Below are 17626 nucleotides of genomic sequence, written 5' to 3'. Positions count from 1 at the left end.
GGGGCGTTCAGCCCGCGTCGGGACAGGGGCGGGCTGATTGTTCAGGACCGACTAATTATATGGGAAAGTCCTTTACGGAAACCCAAATTCTTTACTTGATGCGCAATGTGCCAGATCAGTGTTCAGCAAAGGCATTCTGTAAAACGTATGGGGACTACACTGATGCGCTGCTAGGCATGCCATTGTATGCGAAATTTTTCGCTGACAAATCCATGACTAGAACGCACTATCTGAGCGAACTGCGTCGAATCGTTGTCGCTCATCATGTTGGCGCCTTGATCTTGGATTGTGTCGAGCATTTGTTGCTCGGATCATCCAATCAAGTTAGTGAGTTCATCGCGATGTTGATTAACATGCGCGACGAACTGCGCGTCCCGATCATTCTTGTTGGTACCCCTCGCGCGGCAGAGATTTTAAAATCTGACGTCAGCACGTCACGACGCATTGTAGAAGGTGGCTACCATGAACTTCAGCGACCTATTTCTCCAGATGATCCTGATTTTTCCGCACTTTGTGAGGTTCTTTGGAAATATCAGTGGGTAAAGAATCCCACCAAATTTTCTAAGGGTGTCAGAGATTTGTTGTATGACTTGAGTCAAGGTATTACTGGTGTATTGATTACATTGTTTATCTGTGCGCAAATCGAGGCGATTGATAGTGGAAAAGAAAAGGTTGGAAAAGATCTGATTAAGCAGGTTTATGAAGAACGGCTTAAGCCTCTTCATCCAATTCTAAATGCACTTCGTACCAATAATCAGTCAATAATTCAGCAATACGATGATCTCTATCCAAGAGCTTTCGATGCACTGAGGGTGGATCCGTTAGTAAGTCGTCTGGCGGAAATTTACGCCGAGATGACGATTCGTCAGGAACGTTCATTAGGGATTATGGAGGAGTTTGGCGAGGCTGCTTCAAAGGAAAAGAAGAAAAAGGCAGACGCCGATGTTCTTCTTAAAGCGTTAGCCGCTACCGAGAAGAATATTCCGAAAGCACTGTTGTGATAGTTGACGCTGACTTACGGCTACCGTTTTTTCCTGTGGCTGCCGACGGTGAGGCGGTATTTTCCGTTGTCGGTCGTTGTCTTGAACGTTTAGGTATAGCTAGCTCAACCTTGTTGAAAATACTTACTGGGCAGAAGAGAAGCACAACACTTTTTTCAACGTTGCCTGGTTATTTAATAAATATTTCCAAGGCCGTTCCAGTCGGGCATCCCTGGGTCGATGTCGCGTATATCATTAAATCGAATACGGCGCTTCCTTATTACACCTATTTCCATGCGAAGGAACAGCGCTCTTGCAGCCAAAATTTGTTGGCCGAAGTTGGTAATGGACATCCGGTCGCTCTTGGGCTTGGGCTTTCAACATACCGTACTCCTGCTCTAGCCAGTACGTTGCGCTTTTGTGTTTCATGTTTAGAAGAGCAATATCGAACTTTGGGTCATTCGTATTTTAAGGTTGCGCATCAATTGCCGGCTGTTACACATTGCTGGCTTCATGGCTCAGTGCTTTCTCATGGGTGCGTCACATGTGGCACATATCCAATGAATGGAAAGGCGCTTACCATGCCGGGGCAGTGCCTTTGCAGTTCATTCGTCGCGTTACCGGTTGGGGAGCTGGAGGCGCACAGTGAGTCGGCTATATGGTTGGCTCGCGAAAGTGCATATTTGTTGAGTGCGAGTGAGTCAGAGGATGACCGTCGCCAGTGCCTGCGTAAGGGCGTCATTGAGGCCGGCATATGCCGAGGCGCAATGGTTGATTACGATCTTCTTGCTGAAGCCATAGAAACACGGTTTGGAGAGGATTTTCTTACAGGAATCAATCATCCTGTTAGAGATGAAGATGGAAGGCCATCCGCGTGGATTCGCCGGGCGCTCCCAGGAGTTGCGACAACTAGGCGACTTCCTTCAATTGTCGGGCTGCTCATTTTGGGATCGGCTTTTGATTCTGTGGCTGATTTTGAAGCCAATCGGACATCGTCCAGTAGTGAGGAGCGCGCTACTTTTGTCAAAGTGCCTCCATTAAGGAATACGCCCGAGAAATGGGCTTCTAATCTCAGGGAGACGCTTGAGAGGTGTCAGTACCGTATTTCAGCTTGCGCAGCGCGTCTAAATAAGACGAGCTGGGCGATCGCGTTAGAGGCGCGTAGGCAAGGAATAGAAATTCCATTAACTCCCCAGGTCGTAAAGCGGATCGGAAGTTTTCGTCTTAATCTTATTCGTACTTTGCTGCGGGAAGGGTTTCGTAAAAATTTTATTATTGCTACGCAAGGTATTAGTGAATGGACGTTGAATTTGATTGAGTTGGATAATCTTAGTCTATGCGCTAGTTATCGCGAGTCATCAAAAAAGGTACGGCGAGATAGGCATCGAAAGAAGATTCTCGATTTTATTGGAAAGAATCCCTCAGCTACTCGGAGGACGATTTCTGCCAAGTTGTCGGGAGCCTACGATTATATTATTAGTAATGATAAGGAATGGTTCTATGAGGTCGTGCCGAAGGCCTCCAAACGGTTGCCTTTCGTTAGGTCTGACCGTAAGGATTGGGGTCGTATTGACCGAAATCTTGCGGATGCCGTTGCCAAAACGGCTGACGAAATGCTCTCAAGTTGTGATCGCCCTGTGCGTGTGACCATTTCACTGCTGCTGAAAAAAAACGGAGCAATTCAAAAATTTCATTCTAAACGTTCCTCTTTGCCAATAACGGCGGCTGTCCTAGAGGGGCGCGCGGAGAGTTCTGAAGAATTTTTAGTAAGGAAGGTTCGGTGGGCTATTCGCGAATTGATGAAGGATGATCCGATTGTTTCAATGGATTTGTTGCGGAGAAAGGTGGCGATGCCTGTTGATAGATTGAAAGAAAGTATAGAGGTTGTACGCAAAGTACTGGAGGAGGAAGGTGCAATTGTGTCGGAGAGGAGTGTACTCTCAAAAAAAAGAAGCAAAATGACTTAAGTCTGTTGTCATATGTGAATCATGTGGCTTGATCCGTTATGTCTTTGGTAACTAGCGTGAGTTGCCTGTTAGGCAGCCAAGTTCCAGCATTCTGCTTTTCGCTGCCTTGTATCATTCGTCATTGCATAGATACTGCAGGCAAAGTGGCTGCCCTGCGGTAGGGGACTGCGTGGCGAGGGGATGTATTGATTTTCAGTGCGCGACTTACTCGCTTTGCCCGCTCAGTCTATGGTTGAGTGCGGGGGATGATGAAGGCCTGCTTCACGCTGGTGCCTTTGGCCAGTACCGTGTAAACGCGACTGGTGAAGATAGACCATTGTCGCTATGTCGCGAAAAAGTAGTCGTATACGGTCCCGGGCTACTGAAAAAAGCAGGCAAGTCTTGTTTCAGCGCCACATTGGCGTAGGTGACTTGGCTCTGCGTAAGACATGTCAGCTCAACGGTTAGCGGCTGAAGCAGTCATGCACCAGTGTTGCGTGACCCAGTCCGCTCATACATCCTGACACAGCACAACTCATTGGCCCTGCGTTCGTTGGAGGAGTTTGCTTCGCACACGTGCGTCCTCCGCTTGTCGCGTCAAAGGGCAGGTGTCTCTCTTTCCCTTTGCGCGCTAAGGGAAAGCTGTAGTTCAGCTTGAAACAATGTGGATGCGGTGGTTGGGTACGGTGCGCATTCGCTTTGGCCGATGTTGGGCACGTGTATACTTTGAGTCGTTCGCACGGTCTTCTTGTTCGAGCAGTGCGATATGTCTATGGTTTTTTGTTTTTGAGTGATTTGAGTTAGTGCATTGATTTAGTTTGTTTTATTTTTCTGGTTGGCCAATCAGGCTAGCGGCGTTTTGAGGCTCTAATCGTCGGGTCCGGGTTGCTAGGCTGTGGGATCCCGAAGTTGAACGAACGAATTTGCCTGTGCTCACACATCGAGAAATTCTTCTCCTAGACACAGTTGATCGTCCTTGCGCCGTGTTTTTCTGATCCCGAGCGGGACGAAGTTTCTAACTAATTGATTTTAAAGGGTGCGGGGTGACAATAATTTTTGTGAGTGACAGTTTTTTTTGAAAGTGACACAAAATATTGTCTAAGCGCATTTTCAGGAGAGACATATGGCTTCGGTCAACAAAGTGATTCTTGTCGGTAACCTCGGCAAAGACCCGGAAACCCGTTACGCCCCGAGCGGCGACGCGATCTGCAACATCACCCTCGCCACCACCGACACCTGGCGCGACAAGGCCAGCGGTGAGAAGCGCGAGGCCACCGAATGGCACCGCGTGGTGTTCTTCGGCAAGCTCGCCGAGATCGCCGGGCAATACCTGCGCAAGGGCAGCCAGGTGTACGTGGAAGGCTCCCTGCGCACCCGCAAGTGGCAGGACAAGGACGGCCAGGACCGCTACACCACCGAAATCCGCGCCGACGAGATGAAGATGCTCGGCAGCCGCCAGGGTATGGGCGGCGGTGACGAGTCGGCCCGCAACGACGGCGGCTTCGGTGGCGGCCGTCCGGCTGGCAACTACGGTGGTGGCGGTAACCGCGACAGCGGCGGCGGCAGCTACGGCGGTGGCCGTGACAGCGGCGGCAACTATGGTGGCGGTGGCGGTTCCTACGGTGGCGGCAGCAGTAGCAGTAGCGGTGGCGGCTTCGGCGGCTCCGCGCCGGCTCCCAGCGCTCCGTCCGCGCCCCAGCGCCCGGCCGGCGGCAACGATTTCGGCGGCTTCGACGACGACATCCCGTTCTGATTGCTACTTCGGTAGTTTTTGGTTGGTAATGGCCCGCTGCCCTCCGGTGTAGCGGGCTTTTTATTGGCGGTGTGAGGTTGGCGTGGGGGCAGGTGAAGGCAAACGCGCGGGTGCGGTCCCTATATGTTTTGTTCGGAGGAGCGCGTTCTGCTTGCCTCCTTATTTCACCGAAATAATCTGCCCGAGGGAAATTCGCCCCTCTTCAAGGTTTCGGCCTTGGTTCTTTGCCATTGCACGAAAGTCGTCGCCCACCAGTAAATGAAATCCGAGCTTGGGAAAGCCATCCCGGCTGATCTTCTCCGCCAGATGGACAAACTATTCCCGGGCCTCCGCCGTTGTGTCCTTCCAGTCTGAAACGGTAAATCCAGATTCGACAAGCAGCTCGCGCAAGGCCTCTGGCGAGACAAGAAAACTTGTGTCCGCGGTACGGGCCCACGGAACCGGGAACAGGACGGGCCCGGCAGGGCCGGCAAGGACATCATGGATTGCAAGCGTGCCCCCCGGTCTTAGAACCCGGTGCATTTCGCCGTAGAGCCGACGTTTGTCTGGAATATTCATCGCCACGTGTTCAGTCCACACGACGTCGAATTCATTGTCCTCAAAGGGAAGATCCGTCGCGTTGCCCTGCTGATAGTCAATTAGTCCATCGAGGCCAACCTTTTCGGTCAGCATTGATGCAACCTGACAATATTCCTCCGTCAAGTCGATGCCCGTGACGCGGCAACCAAATTCCTTTGCCAGACAGCGCGAGGTGCCTCCAATGCCGCTACCGACATCCAGGACACGCATTGTTGAACGTAACCCTGCGGCCTGAGCCAGCTCCAGAGTCGCTGTGCGCCCGCGGATATGAAACTCATCGATAGGCGCCAACTCTTCCGGAGAGAGCCGCTGTATATCTGCACCCGCATCTTCCAATGCCGCAATAATGGCTTGCGCCAAATGCGGGCTCCCATAGTGGGTTTTTACGGCCCTGTTAACACCATCCGACATCTTTTTTCTCCATGTCTTGGCGTCGTCACACTGACCAGCCCAGGTGCAGTTGAACCTCGTGAAAGCGCTGCTTGGGATAAGGCGGCTCAACCCCTTCTATAGACCTGGGGCGACTACGGTTCAAGCCTGTTTGGCGACGGGCTGTTGATCCCCAGCGGATCAGAGCTTGCCGCTGACGGTGACGCCCAGCCAGCGGTCGGTGCCGGGGATGTAGAGGTTCCACACCGGCTGGTAGCCGTAGTCCACGTTGAACAGGTTCTTGGCCAGCAGGCTGACCTCGAACTTGTTGTCGGCGGTGCGGATGCCGACCGAGGCGTCGGTGAGGCCGTAGCCGTCCACCTTACTGTAGCGCGACAGGGAGGGGTCGGTGAGGTAGCTGCTCGTGCGGTTGTAGTTGAAGTTGGCGAACAGGCGCTTGTCGCCGAAGACGTGCCAGATGTGCTCGGCGAACAGGTTGAAGCTGAGGGGGCCGACGCCGGCGACCCGCCGTCCGCTGACGTCGTAGTAGGGCACGCTGGTGCCGCCCAGCTCCAGCGGCTTGGCGGCGAACTTGAAGTCCACGTAGCGGGCGTCGTTGTAGGCGCCGGACAGGCGCACGCTGGTGTCGCGCACGGCGTAGGCCACGTCCACCTCGATGCCCTTGGTGCGCACCTTGGGCACGTTGCCGACGCCGCTGGTGTAGTACAGGGTGCCGTCGTTGTTGGCGCGGGTACGGGCGTCGTCGTAGAAGTACAGGTTGCTGATGTAGTCGCGGGTGTTCTGGTAGAAGAAGGTGGTGTTGACGGTCAGGGCGCGGCCGAGCAGGGCCGAGCGCAGGCCCACCTCGAAGGAGTCGGTGCGTTCCGGCTTGACCGGCACCGAGGTGCCGCCGCTGGCAGTGGTGCCGACGATCTGCGCGATGCCGGCCTTCTCGCCGTGCTGCCACGAAAAGTAGGCGGTCTGGGTGTCGCTGAGCTTGATGATCGGGCTGATGTTGGCGGCGTACAGCACCTTGCTGAAGGGCTCGGCGGCGGTCTGGCCGTACAGGCCGGTGAGCTGCGCGGCTCGGATGGCCTTGGCGTCGGCGATCTGCTGGCGCTGGCTAGCGTTGAGGGCGCTGTAGCTGGCCACGCCGAAGTACTTCTGCGCCGTGTAGTTGGCCAGGGCCAATTGGGCGGCGTTGTTGTTGGCGTTGAGGGCCCCCGTGGCATTGCTGCTGAAGCCGCCGAGGTTCAGGTTGCTGACCGACACCGGGTTGAGCTCGGCGGCGAAGCCCTGCTCATAGATCTGGCTGTAATTCACTTCGTTGCGGCGCTTCTCGGCGGCGGCGCGCAGGCCGGTGTTGATGGTCAGCTGCTCGGTGGGGCGGAAGTTCAGGCTGCCGTACAGCGCGGCGCTGGTGTCGCGCTTTTCGGAGTAGGTGTTGTAGCCGAGCCGGTCGAGGGAATTGACCAGCAGGTAGCGGCCGGCGCCGTCTGCGTCGAGGCGTTGGTACTGGGCCACGTTGGCGTAGTAGGCGCCGGCGTCGGAGCCGAACTTGGTGCCGCGCCCTTCGCCACCGTTCGACTTAAAGACATCGGCGAGGAAGACCCCGACCTGGTAGTCGAACAGGCCGCCGACCGGCGAGTTGAGGCGCAGCTCCTGGGTCTTCTGGCGGAAGTAGCCGAGGCCTGACGAAGGGCCGCGCAGGACGTCGAAGGGCGTCGGGTTGCTGAAGTTGGGGCTGCCGAAGTCGAAGTGGTAGTCGCGCCAGGCGGTGATCGAGGTCAGCGTGTAATCGTTGAGCTTCCACTTGAGCACCGCCGAGGCGCCCTTGGTGTCGTTGGCGATCGGGTAGTGCTCGGCGCGGTTGGATTCGTTGAGGTAGTTGTCGGTGTAGTTCCAGCTGCTGCTCTGGGAGAACCAGCGCCGGCTCAGGCGGCCCGTGTCCTGCAGGGCCTGGTTGACGGCAATCGGCTTGCCGCTGGCGTCGAGTGTGTCGTAAAAGGCCGGCACGGCGCGCGGGTAGATGCCGCCGTTGGAGGAAATGCCGTATTCCTTGCTGTTGGGGGTCACGTCCACGCTCAGTCGGGCGCTGAAGTCGCGGCTGGGGGTGAGCAGGAACTGCAGCTTGCCGAAGGTGCGGTCGATGTTGCCGTAGCTGACTTCGTTGCCGCCGCCGTTGCGGGCGTTGTAATACAGGTTCTCGACGGTACCGTTGGATTGCTCCCGGTACAGGGTGGCGCGCCAGGCCAGCACGTCATCGACGATCGGCCCGCCGAGCACGCCCTTGGTGATCAGGGTGCTGCGCTGGCCGTAGGTGATGGAGGCCTCGGCTTCCGGCACGAAGCGCGGCGCCTTGCTGGTGAAGCTGATCTTGCCCAGGCTGGCGCTGTAGCCGCCGGTGGTGCCCTGCGGGCCGCGCGCCACGTCCACCGTTTCCAGGTCGTAGTAGCTGTTGAAGACGGCCATGTTCGACAGGATGTAGGGCACGTCATCGACGGTGGTGTTGACGCTGGCATCGAAGGTCAGCGCCCCGCCGGTGCCCAGGTAGCCCAGGCCGCGCAGGCTCAGCGCGGTGGTGGTGGGGTTGGTGCTGGAGCCACCCCATTTCACGTTGCCGATGCGCTTCAGGATGTCCCGGTAGTTATTGACCTGCTGTTTTTCCAGTTCGTCGCCGGAGACCACGGAAATGGATTTCGGGGTGTCCTGCAATTCGGCCAGCGGCGTCTTGCGGCGGGACGAGATCACCACCGAGCCGAGGTTCTGACCACCGGCGGTGGGGGCGGCGGCGGGCTCCTGCGTTTCCACGGCGGCCGGCGTGCTGGTGCCGGCCGTCGCGACCGGGGGAGGCGTGCCGTCCAGGCGTTGCTTGAGGGCCGCGTTCTCGGCGCGCAGTTGGGCGATCTCGGCCTGCAGGGCGCCGAGCGAGGGCGCGTCTGCGGCCACTACCTGGGGGACGGGCCAGACCGCCAGCGTGCTCAACAGGGCAACAGTCAGCGGCGAGGGACGCAAAAGGCGACCGGCTGGGGGTTCTGCTGCTGTGCGTGGAACGAAGGACTGGGTTCGATGCATCGACATGCTCCCTGTTGGCTTGCGTGGAAATAGGCAAGGTCATAGGCAAATCGCATGCCGGCGTAATTGATCTCTATTTGAGGCGGCGGCTTCTCAGGAAAAACGCGGGGTGCAGGGTGAAAATGCGCAGATCGCTGCCGCGGGCTGCGCGAAATAGGCTGCCCGGAATTGAGCACAGGGCATCAGTTTTATTTCAAATTCAACAGGCTGTTTGTGGCCGATTGTTTTTTTAGTGGATTGATTCGGTTGGAAATTTATATTGTTATTTGAATTGTTTGAATGTGTCTGGGTTTCTGCTCATTCAATTTCTTCAATTCTGGAATGAATGGATGGATATATTCATTCGTGTCGCCGTTCAAACCCACAGCCGATACATCCAGAACGACTCGTCCTCGATGAAACGGCGGGCAAATTCGGTTGGTGCGAAGCCGGTGATGCGGCGGGATTCGCGGCTCATGTGGGCCTGGTCGGCGAAGCCTTCGTCCTGGGCGAGGGCGGCCCATTCGAAGGGGCGGCCGTTCTCGTAGCGTTCCCGCGCGGCGAAGAAGATGCCCTCGGTGCGTACGAGGGCTTGCCATTCGCGCAGGGAGCGTCCGCTGAAGGTCTTGATGCGCCGTTCGACCTGCCGTGGGCTGTGAGTCTGCCGCCATTCGCGGGCCTGCAGTGCGAGGCGCTCGACCCAGTGGCGGCCGAGCTGGCGCAGTGACGGTGTGGCTGAGCTGCGCCCCTGCAGGGCCTGCCAGCGGGGGGCCAGGTGTTGTTCCAGCACGGCCAGTGTGGTGCCATCGTCCGGGGCGCGGGCCAGCGCGTCGAGAAAAGGGTGCCAGCGGGCGTCCAGTACCGTGCCGGCGGGGACGAAGCGGTCGTGGATGGCGCCCAGGTCCAGGCCGAACAGTGCTCGCGCTACATCGGGGGTGAAGCACATCACGCCACCGCGCCCGGTCGTCGGCGCCCAGCTCACCCGTGGGCGGGACTGGCTGCCAGAGATGACCACCGGCTTGCCGAAAGGCACCCAGCGGCCGCCGTCCACGTCCGGCTCGACGAGTCCGACATCCATCTCCTGGAACCAGGACAGGGAGATCAGCGGCGAGGCCGGGAAGTGTGACAGGCGCTGGGCATCGCTGAGGGCCGCGCTGCGGGTGTCGCGGCTCAGCACGGCCACGATGGCCCCCTGCAGGGCGGGTGGGGCGGGGTACAGCCGGGACCACGGGGCCGGATCGTCGGCAGGCAGCCGGGGCGCGCGGGTCAGCGGATGGGGGCAGGCGGCGGAGGGCTGCGGGCACGATGACATGGGCTGACAGTATAGGCAGCGGCGGCGTTGCGGACATGTCGTTTGCGTTCAAGACGGCCCCGCTGGGCGGATCAAGAATTGCCGCCATGAACACACCGACCTCTCCCCGCTGCCCGTTCCACTCGGGCTCTTCGTCCCCGGCGCCGCTGTCCGGCGCGCCGGGATCCTGGCCCCCGGGCCCCACTGCTGGCGTCACCGGCTGGAGCCTGCTGCGGCGCATGTCGCGCGACCTGTTCGGCGAGCTGTCCGCCTGGCAGGCGCAGTTCGGCGACGTGGTGCATCTGCGCATCTGGCCGGAGCATCAGATCATCGTCACCGACCCCCAGCTGGCGCGCGAGCTGCTGGTGACCCACCACGACGCGCTGATCCGCTGGGAGCGTGGCATGCGCGTGTTTGCCCAGCTCCACGGGCACAGCGTGTTCATCGCCGAGGGCGAGGCCTGGAAGGCCAAGCGTCATGCCCTGCAGCCGGCTTTCTCAGGCAAGGCGGTGGAGGCCTTCGTGCCGACCATCGCCGCGGCGACGGCGGCAGCCCTCGAGCGCTGGCCAGTGGAGGGGCGGCCGTGGCCGATCGGCAGCGCACTGACCTCGCTGACGATGGACGTAATCCTGCGCATGCTGTTCTCGAGCGAGATCGGCGACGAGGCGCGACTGGCCGAAGAGGCGGTGCGCACGGTCAGCGCGGCAGCCAATGCGGAGTTCTACTGGCCGGTGAGCGCTCCGGACTGGATGCCCTGGAAGCGCCACAAGCGGCAGGCGCTGGCGGCACTCAACGGCCTGGTGGGGCGCCATCTGCAGGCTCGCCTGCAGCAGCCGGACGACGCCTGGCCGGACGACCTGCTGACGCGCCTGCTGCGGCTGCACCGGGAGGATGGGCAGGCTTGGCCGTTGCAGGCGGTGCGCGACGAATGCATGACGAGCTTCCTGGCCGGCCATGAGACCGCTGCCGCGACGCTGGGCTGGTGGGCCTGGTGCATGGCGGCCCATCCGCAGGCCCAGGCAACGGCGGCGGATGAGGTCAGGCGCGGCCTCGGCGAGCGCTTCCCGGCTGCTGCGGACCTGCCGAAGCTGCCCTACCTGGCCCAGACCGTGCAGGAGACGCTGCGCCTCTACCCGACCGCGCCGCTGCTCAACAGCCGGCGCTCGACCCGGCCGATTGTGCTGGGAGGCTGGCATTTCCCGGCGGGCACGATGTTCATGCTGCCGGTGCTGAGAATGCACCATGACGCGCGCTGGTTTCCGGAGCCGCTGCGCTTCCAGCCAGAACGCTTTGGCCCGGCGGCGGCGGATTTCCCGCGCGGCGCTTATCTGCCCTTCGGCGCCGGCCCGCGGGTGTGCCTCGGCCAGCACCTGGCGCTGACCGAAATGAAGGTGATCACCGCGATGATCCTGCAGCGCTTCACTCTGTCGGCGCCCGTCGGCATGGCCGCGCCGCAGCCGTGCTTCAACGTGTCCCTGCGGCCGGAGCAGCCGCTGGTGCTGGAGGTCGCCCGGCGCGGCGGCACGGCGAGCGGAGCCGGGTGAGCCTTCGGGCTGTGCCGGGGCGGCCGGATCAGGCTTGCTGCAACGCGGTACCGGCCAGGAAGCGGGTGAAATCGTCGGCCGGCAGCGGGCGGCTGTACAGGTAGCCCTGCATCACGTCACAGGCGCAGGCGGCCAGGAAGGCGCGCTGGCTTTCCGTCTCGATGCCCTCGGCGACGACCCGCAGGCCAAGGCTGTGGCCCATGGCGACGATGGCGCGGACGATGTTGCGGTCGGCTTCGCTGGCATCCAGATCGGTGATGAACATCCGGTCGATCTTCAGCGTGTCGATCGGGAAGCGCTTGAGGTAGCCGAGGGAAGAGTAGTCGGCGCCGAAGTCGTCGAGGGCGATACGCACCCCCAGGCGGTGCAGGGCGTCCATCACCGCGATGGTCGGCGCTTCGCCGTTGATGGCGACCCGCTCGGTGATTTCCAGCACCAGGCGCTCGGGCGGCAGGCGGCTCTCGGCCAGGATGTCGCGGATCGTGTCGATGAGGCTGCTCTCGTGGAACTGGGCCGCCGACAGGTTCACCGCGATATTGATCGGCGGCAGTCCCGCGTCCCGCCAGCGGCAGGCCTGCAGACAGGCCTGCTCGATAACCCAGCGTCCCACCTCGACGATGAGGCCGGAGTCTTCCAGGATGGGCACGAACTCCAGCGGCGAGATCGGGCCGAGGGTTGGGTGGTGCCAGCGCAGCAGGGCCTCGGCACCCACGATGGTGCCATTCGAGATGGAGGCCTTAGGCTGGTAGTGGAGTTCGAACTCTTTGCGGGACAGGGCCTGGTGCAGCGCGCTTTCCAGGATCAAGCGGCGCTTGCCGACCTGGTGCATGTCGGGAGTGTATAGGCGGTAGGCGCCGCCGCGCCGGGCATCCACCTGCAGCAGCGCGGCGGTTGCGGCCAGCAGCATGTGCTCGGCGTCGTCGCCGGCGCGACAGGCGCCGATGCGGCTGCTGATCGCGATGCGGTAGTCGCCCAGTTCGAAAGGTGGCTCCAGGGACTGGTTCAGGCGCCCGGCCAGGGCCGCCAGGGCAGCCTCGCCGCTGCAATGGGGCGTCACCACCGCGAAGCTGCCGTCGTCCAGGTGGGCCAGCAGGTCTTCGGGGCCGGTCTGCATGGCGAGCCGCCGCGCCATCTCCTGCTGCAGCTTGTGGCCGGCGTCCGGCAGCAGCGCACGGATTGCATGGCTGCGGCGTCCCGCCTCGATGAGCAGCAGGGCCACCGTGCCCTCGCTGCACAGCAGGGTCTGCAGGTGCAGTTCCAGGCGCCCTCTGTTGGGCAGGCCGGTCACCGGGTTCTGCTCGGCGCGCTGCTGCAGGGTGGCACGGGCGCTGCGCAGCTCGGCCTGGGCCCGGGCATGGGCGATCTCCCGTTCGAGCACCGGCAACAGCTTGGGCAGATCCTGCTTGGCCATGCAGTCGCGGGCACCCCGGTGCATGGCCTCCACCGCCTCGGCGGTTTCCATCGTGCCCGACATTACGATCACCGGCATCGCCGGTTCGCCGCCTCCCGCCGCGGCGATGAGGTCGAGGGCGATCAGGGCGTCCATGTCGGGCAGGTGGTGGTCGCAGACGACCAGGTCCCACGCCCGCTCGCCCAGGGCCGCGATCAGCCCGGCACGGGTGGCCACGCGGGTGAGCTGGGCCACGATCTCGCTGTCGAGCAGTGCCAGGCGCAGCAACTCGGCGTCGTCGTCCGAGTCCTCGATCAGCAGAATGTGCAGCATGGCGTTTTCCTTGGGCATGGGCGGGCGTGCTCAGGGCAGGGGCGGGATGTGGTTGGCCTGTGATCTTCTCACGCTTGCGCCTGCGTGGGGCTGGCCGCCCGACGCAGGCCGCTGCCCACCGGCAGCTCGTCGAACCAGTTGATGAAACGCATCACGTCGGCGCCTTGGTAGATGGCGCCATGTTGCGGACAGAGCATGTCGATCGGCAACTGGCTGACCCGCTCGCACCAGTCGCGCTTGGCCTCGCTCGAGCCCATCCAGCGGCGGTGGAAGCCTTCAGCCTGGCGGATGTGGCGGTCGAAGCCCTCCACGAAGAGCGGATAGTCGCCGGTAAGGCGGGCGGCCCCCACGTCACCGCTGAAGAGGATGCGGGCCTTGCGGTCGTATAGGTGGAAGTTGCCGGACGAGTGCAGGTAGTGGGCCGGCAGCGCCTCGAGGGTGAGGCGGCCGAGGCGGATCGTGCCGCCCTCGTCGGGGATGTGGATGAAGGTATCGTCCCGGCCGCCGAAGTGGGGCACGAACTCGGACCACAGCCAGCTCAGGTGGCACTTGAGTTCCGGCTTGAACTCCAGCCACAGGGCCAGCGACGAGATGATGTCGGGATCCTGGTGGGAGGCGAACAGGACTTCGATGTGGCGCGGGTCGACGGCGGCGGTGAGGGCCGAGAAGACCGCCGAGAAGATCTCCGAGCCGCCCGGGTCGGTGAGCAGCGCGCGCTGGCCGTCCATGACCAGGTATTCGTTGGTGTCGATCAGGTAGTCGGGGCGCTGCGGGTCACGGGCGACGACGATCCACTGGTGCTCGCCATCCTGGAAGATGGAGGTGGTTTTTTTCATTGTTGTTCCTGTCGGCGGGGATTCAGCCGGCGTGGTGGGCAAGGGCCCGGCGTAATTGCTTGAGGGTGCCCAGGATGGTGGCGATGGCGTCCTCGATTTCGTCGGCCACCTGGCGCAGGCTGGCCGCCAGGGCCTGGCCATAGACGGCCTCGATCTTGGCCGCGCGGGATAGCGCGACGCCGGTGTTGCACAGGCGCAGCGCGTGGTCGAGCCGGTTGCCGAGGCCGAACCAGCGCTCGCTGCCGTCGCTGTCGATGCGCGCCTGGCGGGCCTCGATGCGGGTGGCGGCACCAGCCAGGCGGGGCTGGATGGCTGCCGGGATCTGGTCGAGATGGGCGACGTGCAGCCGGATGCGGGCGGACTCGGCGACCGAATGGACCAGGTCGCCGATGAAGTCGCCGAGCTCGTGCATCTGCCGATCGAGCTGGCCGCTGAACTGGCGCAGTTCGCCGGACACGATGCCGAAGCCGCGGGCCTGGCTGCCGGCCTGCTTGGCCGCCAGCATTGCGTTGAGGGCCACCAGGTTGACCTGGCGGGACAGGGCGGTGACCTGGCGGATGCCGGCGCTGATCTCGACGACCAGTTGGAGGGGGCGTCCGCCGGCTTGTGATTGAGAAAAGTCCATCAACATCTTATTGGGAGTGACCGGCAGGCGGCGCGGTGCGGAAGTAGGAGACCAGCTGCTGCAGCTGCTCGGCCTGGGCGCTCATTTCTTCGGCGGTGGCGGCCAGCTCTTCGGAGGCTGCGGCGTTCTGCTGGGTGACCTGGTTCAACTGGTGCATCGCGGTGCTGATCTGGCCTACACCACCGGACTGCTCTTCGGAGGCCGCGGCGATTTCCTGCACCAGCTCCGAGGTCTTGCGGATCGCCGGGACCATGGCCTGCAGCAGGTGGCCGGCCTGGTCGGCCAGGCGCACGGAGCTGCCGGCCACTTCGCCGATTTCCTGGGCGGCTTCCTGGGAACGTTCGGCCAGCTTGCGCACCTCGGCGGCGACGACGGCGAAGCCCTTGCCGTGCTCGCCGGCGCGGGCCGCCTCGATGGCGGCGTTGAGGGCCAGCAGGTTGGTCTGGTAGGCGATGTCGTCGATGATGCCGATCTTCTCGGCGATCTCCTTCATCGCGGAGACGGTCTGGGACACGGCGTCGCCACCGGAAGCGGCCTCTTCGGCGGCCTTGGAGGCCATGGTGTCGGTGAGGCGGGCGTTGTCGCTGTTCTGGTTGATGGAGGCGGAGGCCTGCTCGACGGTGGCGGACACTTCCTCGACGCTGGCAGCCTGCTCGCTGGTGGCCTGGGACAGGCTCTGGGCGGTGGCGGAAACCTGCTCGGAGGCGCTGCCCAGGCTGTCGGCCGAACTGCGTACCTGGCCGATCACGTCGGACAGGCGCTCGCTCATGTCGCGCAGGGCGCCCAGCAACTGACCGGCCTCATCGTTGCCGTGGACTTCGATGCGGGTCGTGAAGTCACCGCTGGCGATCACCTGGGCGGTGTTCACCGCCTGCTGCAGTGGGCGGCGCACCAGACGGCGGATCATCCCGTAGAGCACCACATTGAGGGCCAGCACCAGCAGGGCCGTGCCGCCAAGGATGACCCCGGCCAACTCACGGGATTCACGGGTGAATTCGTCCCGGTAGGTGGTGACCATGACCTCCCAGCCCCACGGTGCGTACACGTCATGCACGGCAACCTTCTCGCGGGCCTCGGTCTCGCCGAGTTCCTTGTTGAGCCAGGGGTAGAAGGTGATGCCCTTCTTCTTGGCGAGCACTTCGCGGATGAACTCGCGGCCGCTGGAGTCCTTGGCGCCGGCGATGTTCTTGCCTTCGGCGGCAGGGTGGATATACACCAGGCCCGGCTCGAAGCTGTTGTCGAGCACTGCGGCGTAGCCGGTCTCGCCGATCTTCATGCCGAGGAATTTGTCGCGCAGGCTCTTCATGCCGTCGGTCATGTTCATGCCGATGGCAAAGGCGCCGATGATCGCGCCGCGGGCGTCCTTGATCGGCTGGTAGTAGGCGTAGTTGAACATGCCGTCGCGCTTGGACGGGCCGGCGTAGGTCTCGCCGCGCAGCAGGCGCTCGTAGGCCGGGTGCTTGCGGTCGAGGCGTGCGCCCACGTTGCGCACCCCACCTGCGTCCTTGCCGGAGCTGGTAACGAAGAAGAAGTCGTCGCCCTGGCGTACCGATATGGTGGCGACGAGGCCGGTGAGCGCGGTGAAGCGGTCGGCGGCCTCGTTGTCGTTGTTGAGGACCAGGCTGCCGCTCTTCAGTTGCGGCAGCTGCTGGCTGCCGGACTGAATCAGGTGGTTGGCGTCCACGCTCATCGGGCCGCTGTAGGGCGCGCGATAGAGGGCCAGGCTGCGCTCCATGCCGAGGCGCAGGCTGTCGTCGGCGGTGGCGAGGGTGTCGAGCAGGCGCTGGGTGGTGCGCTGCATTTCGGCGATGCCGCGCTCCTCGAGGTAGCGTTCAGCGTAGTGGCCGATGACGCCCGCGAGGAGCAGCACCATGAGCAGCGACAGGGCGCTCTGCACCGCGATCAGGCGGCTGCCGATGGCCATGTCCTTCCAGGACTTGAATTGCATGAGGGTCCTTCCTTGGGGGCGTCGGGGCGTGCCGTTCAGGCCGCGAGGGTTTCGGACTCGGTGGCGTCGACCGAGGCAAGGCCGGCCAGCTCATCCACCGCAAAGCTGCGGGCTACGTCGAGGAGGATCACAAAGCGCTCGCCGAGCTTGCCCATGCCGCGGATGAACTCGTTGCGGATACGCACGCCGAAGGACGGTGGCGGCTCCACGTCGGCGGCAGGGATCTCCAGCACTTCGTTCACCGCATCCACCAGTACGCCGAGCTGCTGGATGCCGTCCTCGCCGTCCACCTCGACGATCACTACGCAGGTGCGCCGCTTGGGTTCGGTGAGGCCCTGGCCGAAGCGGGCCAGCAGGTCCACCACCGGCACCACCGAGCCGCGCAGGTTGATGACCCCGCGGATATAGGGCGGCATCATCGGCACCTGTGTCAGTTGGGCGTACTCGATGATTTCGCGGATCGACAGGATGCCGATTGCGAACAGCTCGCCGCGCAGGTTGAAGGTGAGGTACTGCTCCTTCCCGGTTTCTGCGCCGGGGCTGCCGTTGTTGTCGTGTCTGGGCTGCATGTGGGGTCTCCGTTGGGGCTGGCCGTTCAGAAGCGGACGAAGTCCTGCGGGGACAGGCCGGCACCGGCGGCCGCCAGCTCGCCCTGCAGGGCCAGCGGCTTGTTGGCGGGGCGACGGCTCTTGTTGTCGCGGACCTGGCGCGGCGTGGGGCGGATCCCGGTGGTCTTGAAGAACTGGATCAGCTGCTGCAGTTGCTCGGCTTGGGCGCTCATCTCCTCGGCAGTGGCGGCCAGCTCTTCCGATGCGGAGGCGTTCTGCTGGGTGACCTGGTTGAGTTGGTGCATCGCGGTGCTGATCTGCGCGACACCGCCGGATTGTTCCTCGGAGGCGGCGGCGATCTCCTGCACCAGTTCGGAGGTCTTGCGGATCGCCGGGACCATGGCCTGCAGCAGGTGGCCGGCCTGGTCGG

The 17626-nt window shown here is 62.3% G+C and carries 12 protein-coding genes and 1 pseudogene; 4 read left to right on the top strand and 9 right to left on the bottom strand.

Features of this window, described 5'->3' with window-relative positions; genetic code table 11:
- From ACE3RX_RS22145 to ssb, 3 genes are all read left to right on the top strand, one after another.
- Positions 1-1001 (top strand): TniB family NTP-binding protein (locus ACE3RX_RS22145; RefSeq protein WP_374487138.1); only part of this gene is annotated, 1001 nt, incomplete at its 5' end.
- Complete coding sequence (locus ACE3RX_RS22140) at positions 998-2947, top strand: TnsD family Tn7-like transposition protein (protein ID WP_374487137.1); 1950 nt, start codon at positions 998-1000, stop codon at positions 2945-2947. The genes ACE3RX_RS22145 and ACE3RX_RS22140, both read left to right, overlap by 4 nt.
- 1102 nt (positions 2948-4049) lie before the next feature.
- A complete protein-coding gene (gene ssb, locus ACE3RX_RS22135; protein WP_374487136.1) occupies positions 4050-4679 on the top strand; it encodes a single-stranded DNA-binding protein in 630 nt (209 codons plus the stop codon).
- Between the two features lie 315 nt (positions 4680-4994).
- Here the strand turns inward: ssb and ACE3RX_RS22130 are convergent, their stop codons facing one another.
- The 3 genes from ACE3RX_RS22130 to ACE3RX_RS22120 form a co-directional block, all read right to left on the bottom strand.
- A complete protein-coding gene (locus ACE3RX_RS22130) occupies positions 4995-5669 on the bottom strand; it encodes a class I SAM-dependent methyltransferase (RefSeq protein ID WP_374487135.1) in 675 nt (224 codons plus the stop codon).
- Positions 5670-5828: 159 nt separating this feature from the next.
- A complete protein-coding gene (locus tag ACE3RX_RS22125; RefSeq protein WP_374487134.1) occupies positions 5829-8702 on the bottom strand; it encodes a TonB-dependent receptor in 2874 nt (957 codons plus the stop codon).
- A 355-nt stretch (positions 8703-9057) separates the two neighbouring features.
- A complete protein-coding gene (locus ACE3RX_RS22120; protein ID WP_374487133.1) occupies positions 9058-9993 on the bottom strand; it encodes a helix-turn-helix domain-containing protein in 936 nt (311 codons plus the stop codon).
- Positions 9994-10079: 86 nt separating this feature from the next.
- On the opposite strand from ACE3RX_RS22120, the gene ACE3RX_RS22115 reads away from it, so the two are divergent.
- On the top strand, positions 10080-11516 hold the full coding sequence (locus ACE3RX_RS22115; protein ID WP_374487132.1) for a cytochrome P450: 1437 nt from the start codon (positions 10080-10082) through the stop codon (positions 11514-11516).
- 28 nt (positions 11517-11544) lie between these two features.
- On the opposite strand, the gene ACE3RX_RS22110 is transcribed toward ACE3RX_RS22115, so the two are convergent.
- The 6 genes and pseudogenes from ACE3RX_RS22110 to ACE3RX_RS22085 all read right to left on the bottom strand — a co-directional run.
- A complete protein-coding gene (locus ACE3RX_RS22110; protein WP_374487131.1) occupies positions 11545-13239 on the bottom strand; it encodes a putative bifunctional diguanylate cyclase/phosphodiesterase in 1695 nt (564 codons plus the stop codon).
- 68 nt (positions 13240-13307) lie between these two features.
- The gene (locus ACE3RX_RS22105; protein ID WP_374487130.1) at positions 13308-14075 is read right to left on the bottom strand and encodes an MBL fold metallo-hydrolase; all 768 of its coding nucleotides are present in this window, start codon (positions 14073-14075) and stop codon (positions 13308-13310) included.
- A 22-nt stretch (positions 14076-14097) separates the two neighbouring features.
- On the bottom strand, positions 14098-14700 hold the full coding sequence (locus tag ACE3RX_RS22100) for a methyl-accepting chemotaxis protein (protein WP_374487129.1): 603 nt from the start codon (positions 14698-14700) through the stop codon (positions 14098-14100).
- Between the two features lie 7 nt (positions 14701-14707).
- Positions 14708-16648 carry a methyl-accepting chemotaxis protein gene (locus tag ACE3RX_RS22095; RefSeq protein ID WP_374487128.1) on the bottom strand — a complete coding sequence of 647 codons (1941 nt, stop codon included), beginning with the start codon at positions 16646-16648 and terminating at the stop codon, positions 14708-14710.
- A gap of 35 nt (positions 16649-16683) precedes the next feature.
- The gene (locus tag ACE3RX_RS22090) at positions 16684-17217 is read right to left on the bottom strand and encodes a chemotaxis protein CheW (protein ID WP_374487127.1); all 534 of its coding nucleotides are present in this window, start codon (positions 17215-17217) and stop codon (positions 16684-16686) included.
- A 26-nt stretch (positions 17218-17243) separates the two neighbouring features.
- Positions 17244-17626, bottom strand: a pseudogene (locus ACE3RX_RS22085) (methyl-accepting chemotaxis protein); the annotation flags it as partial.

Source organism: Zoogloea sp. (assembly GCF_041914405.1).
Classification (GTDB): domain Bacteria; phylum Pseudomonadota; class Gammaproteobacteria; order Burkholderiales; family Rhodocyclaceae; genus Zoogloea.
Note: the sequence above shows the minus strand (reverse complement) of the source record. Positions and strands in the feature narration are given on the sequence as shown.

Coding starts and splice junctions, on each gene's coding strand:
- ACE3RX_RS22125 (WP_374487134.1), bottom strand. CDS start 8,702: ATGCATCGAACCCAGTCCTTCGTTCCACGCACAGCAGCAGAACCCCCA.
- ACE3RX_RS22100 (WP_374487129.1), bottom strand. CDS start 14,700: ATGGACTTTTCTCAATCACAAGCCGGCGGACGCCCCCTCCAACTGGTC.
- ACE3RX_RS22120 (WP_374487133.1), bottom strand. CDS start 9,993: ATGTCATCGTGCCCGCAGCCCTCCGCCGCCTGCCCCCATCCGCTGACC.
- ACE3RX_RS22115 (WP_374487132.1), top strand. CDS start 10,080: ATGAACACACCGACCTCTCCCCGCTGCCCGTTCCACTCGGGCTCTTCG.
- ACE3RX_RS22090 (WP_374487127.1), bottom strand. CDS start 17,217: ATGCAGCCCAGACACGACAACAACGGCAGCCCCGGCGCAGAAACCGGG.
- ACE3RX_RS22110 (WP_374487131.1), bottom strand. CDS start 13,239: ATGCTGCACATTCTGCTGATCGAGGACTCGGACGACGACGCCGAGTTG.
- ACE3RX_RS22105 (WP_374487130.1), bottom strand. CDS start 14,075: ATGAAAAAAACCACCTCCATCTTCCAGGATGGCGAGCACCAGTGGATC.
- ACE3RX_RS22130 (WP_374487135.1), bottom strand. CDS start 5,669: ATGTCGGATGGTGTTAACAGGGCCGTAAAAACCCACTATGGGAGCCCG.
- ACE3RX_RS22095 (WP_374487128.1), bottom strand. CDS start 16,648: ATGCAATTCAAGTCCTGGAAGGACATGGCCATCGGCAGCCGCCTGATC.
- ssb (WP_374487136.1), top strand. CDS start 4,050: ATGGCTTCGGTCAACAAAGTGATTCTTGTCGGTAACCTCGGCAAAGAC.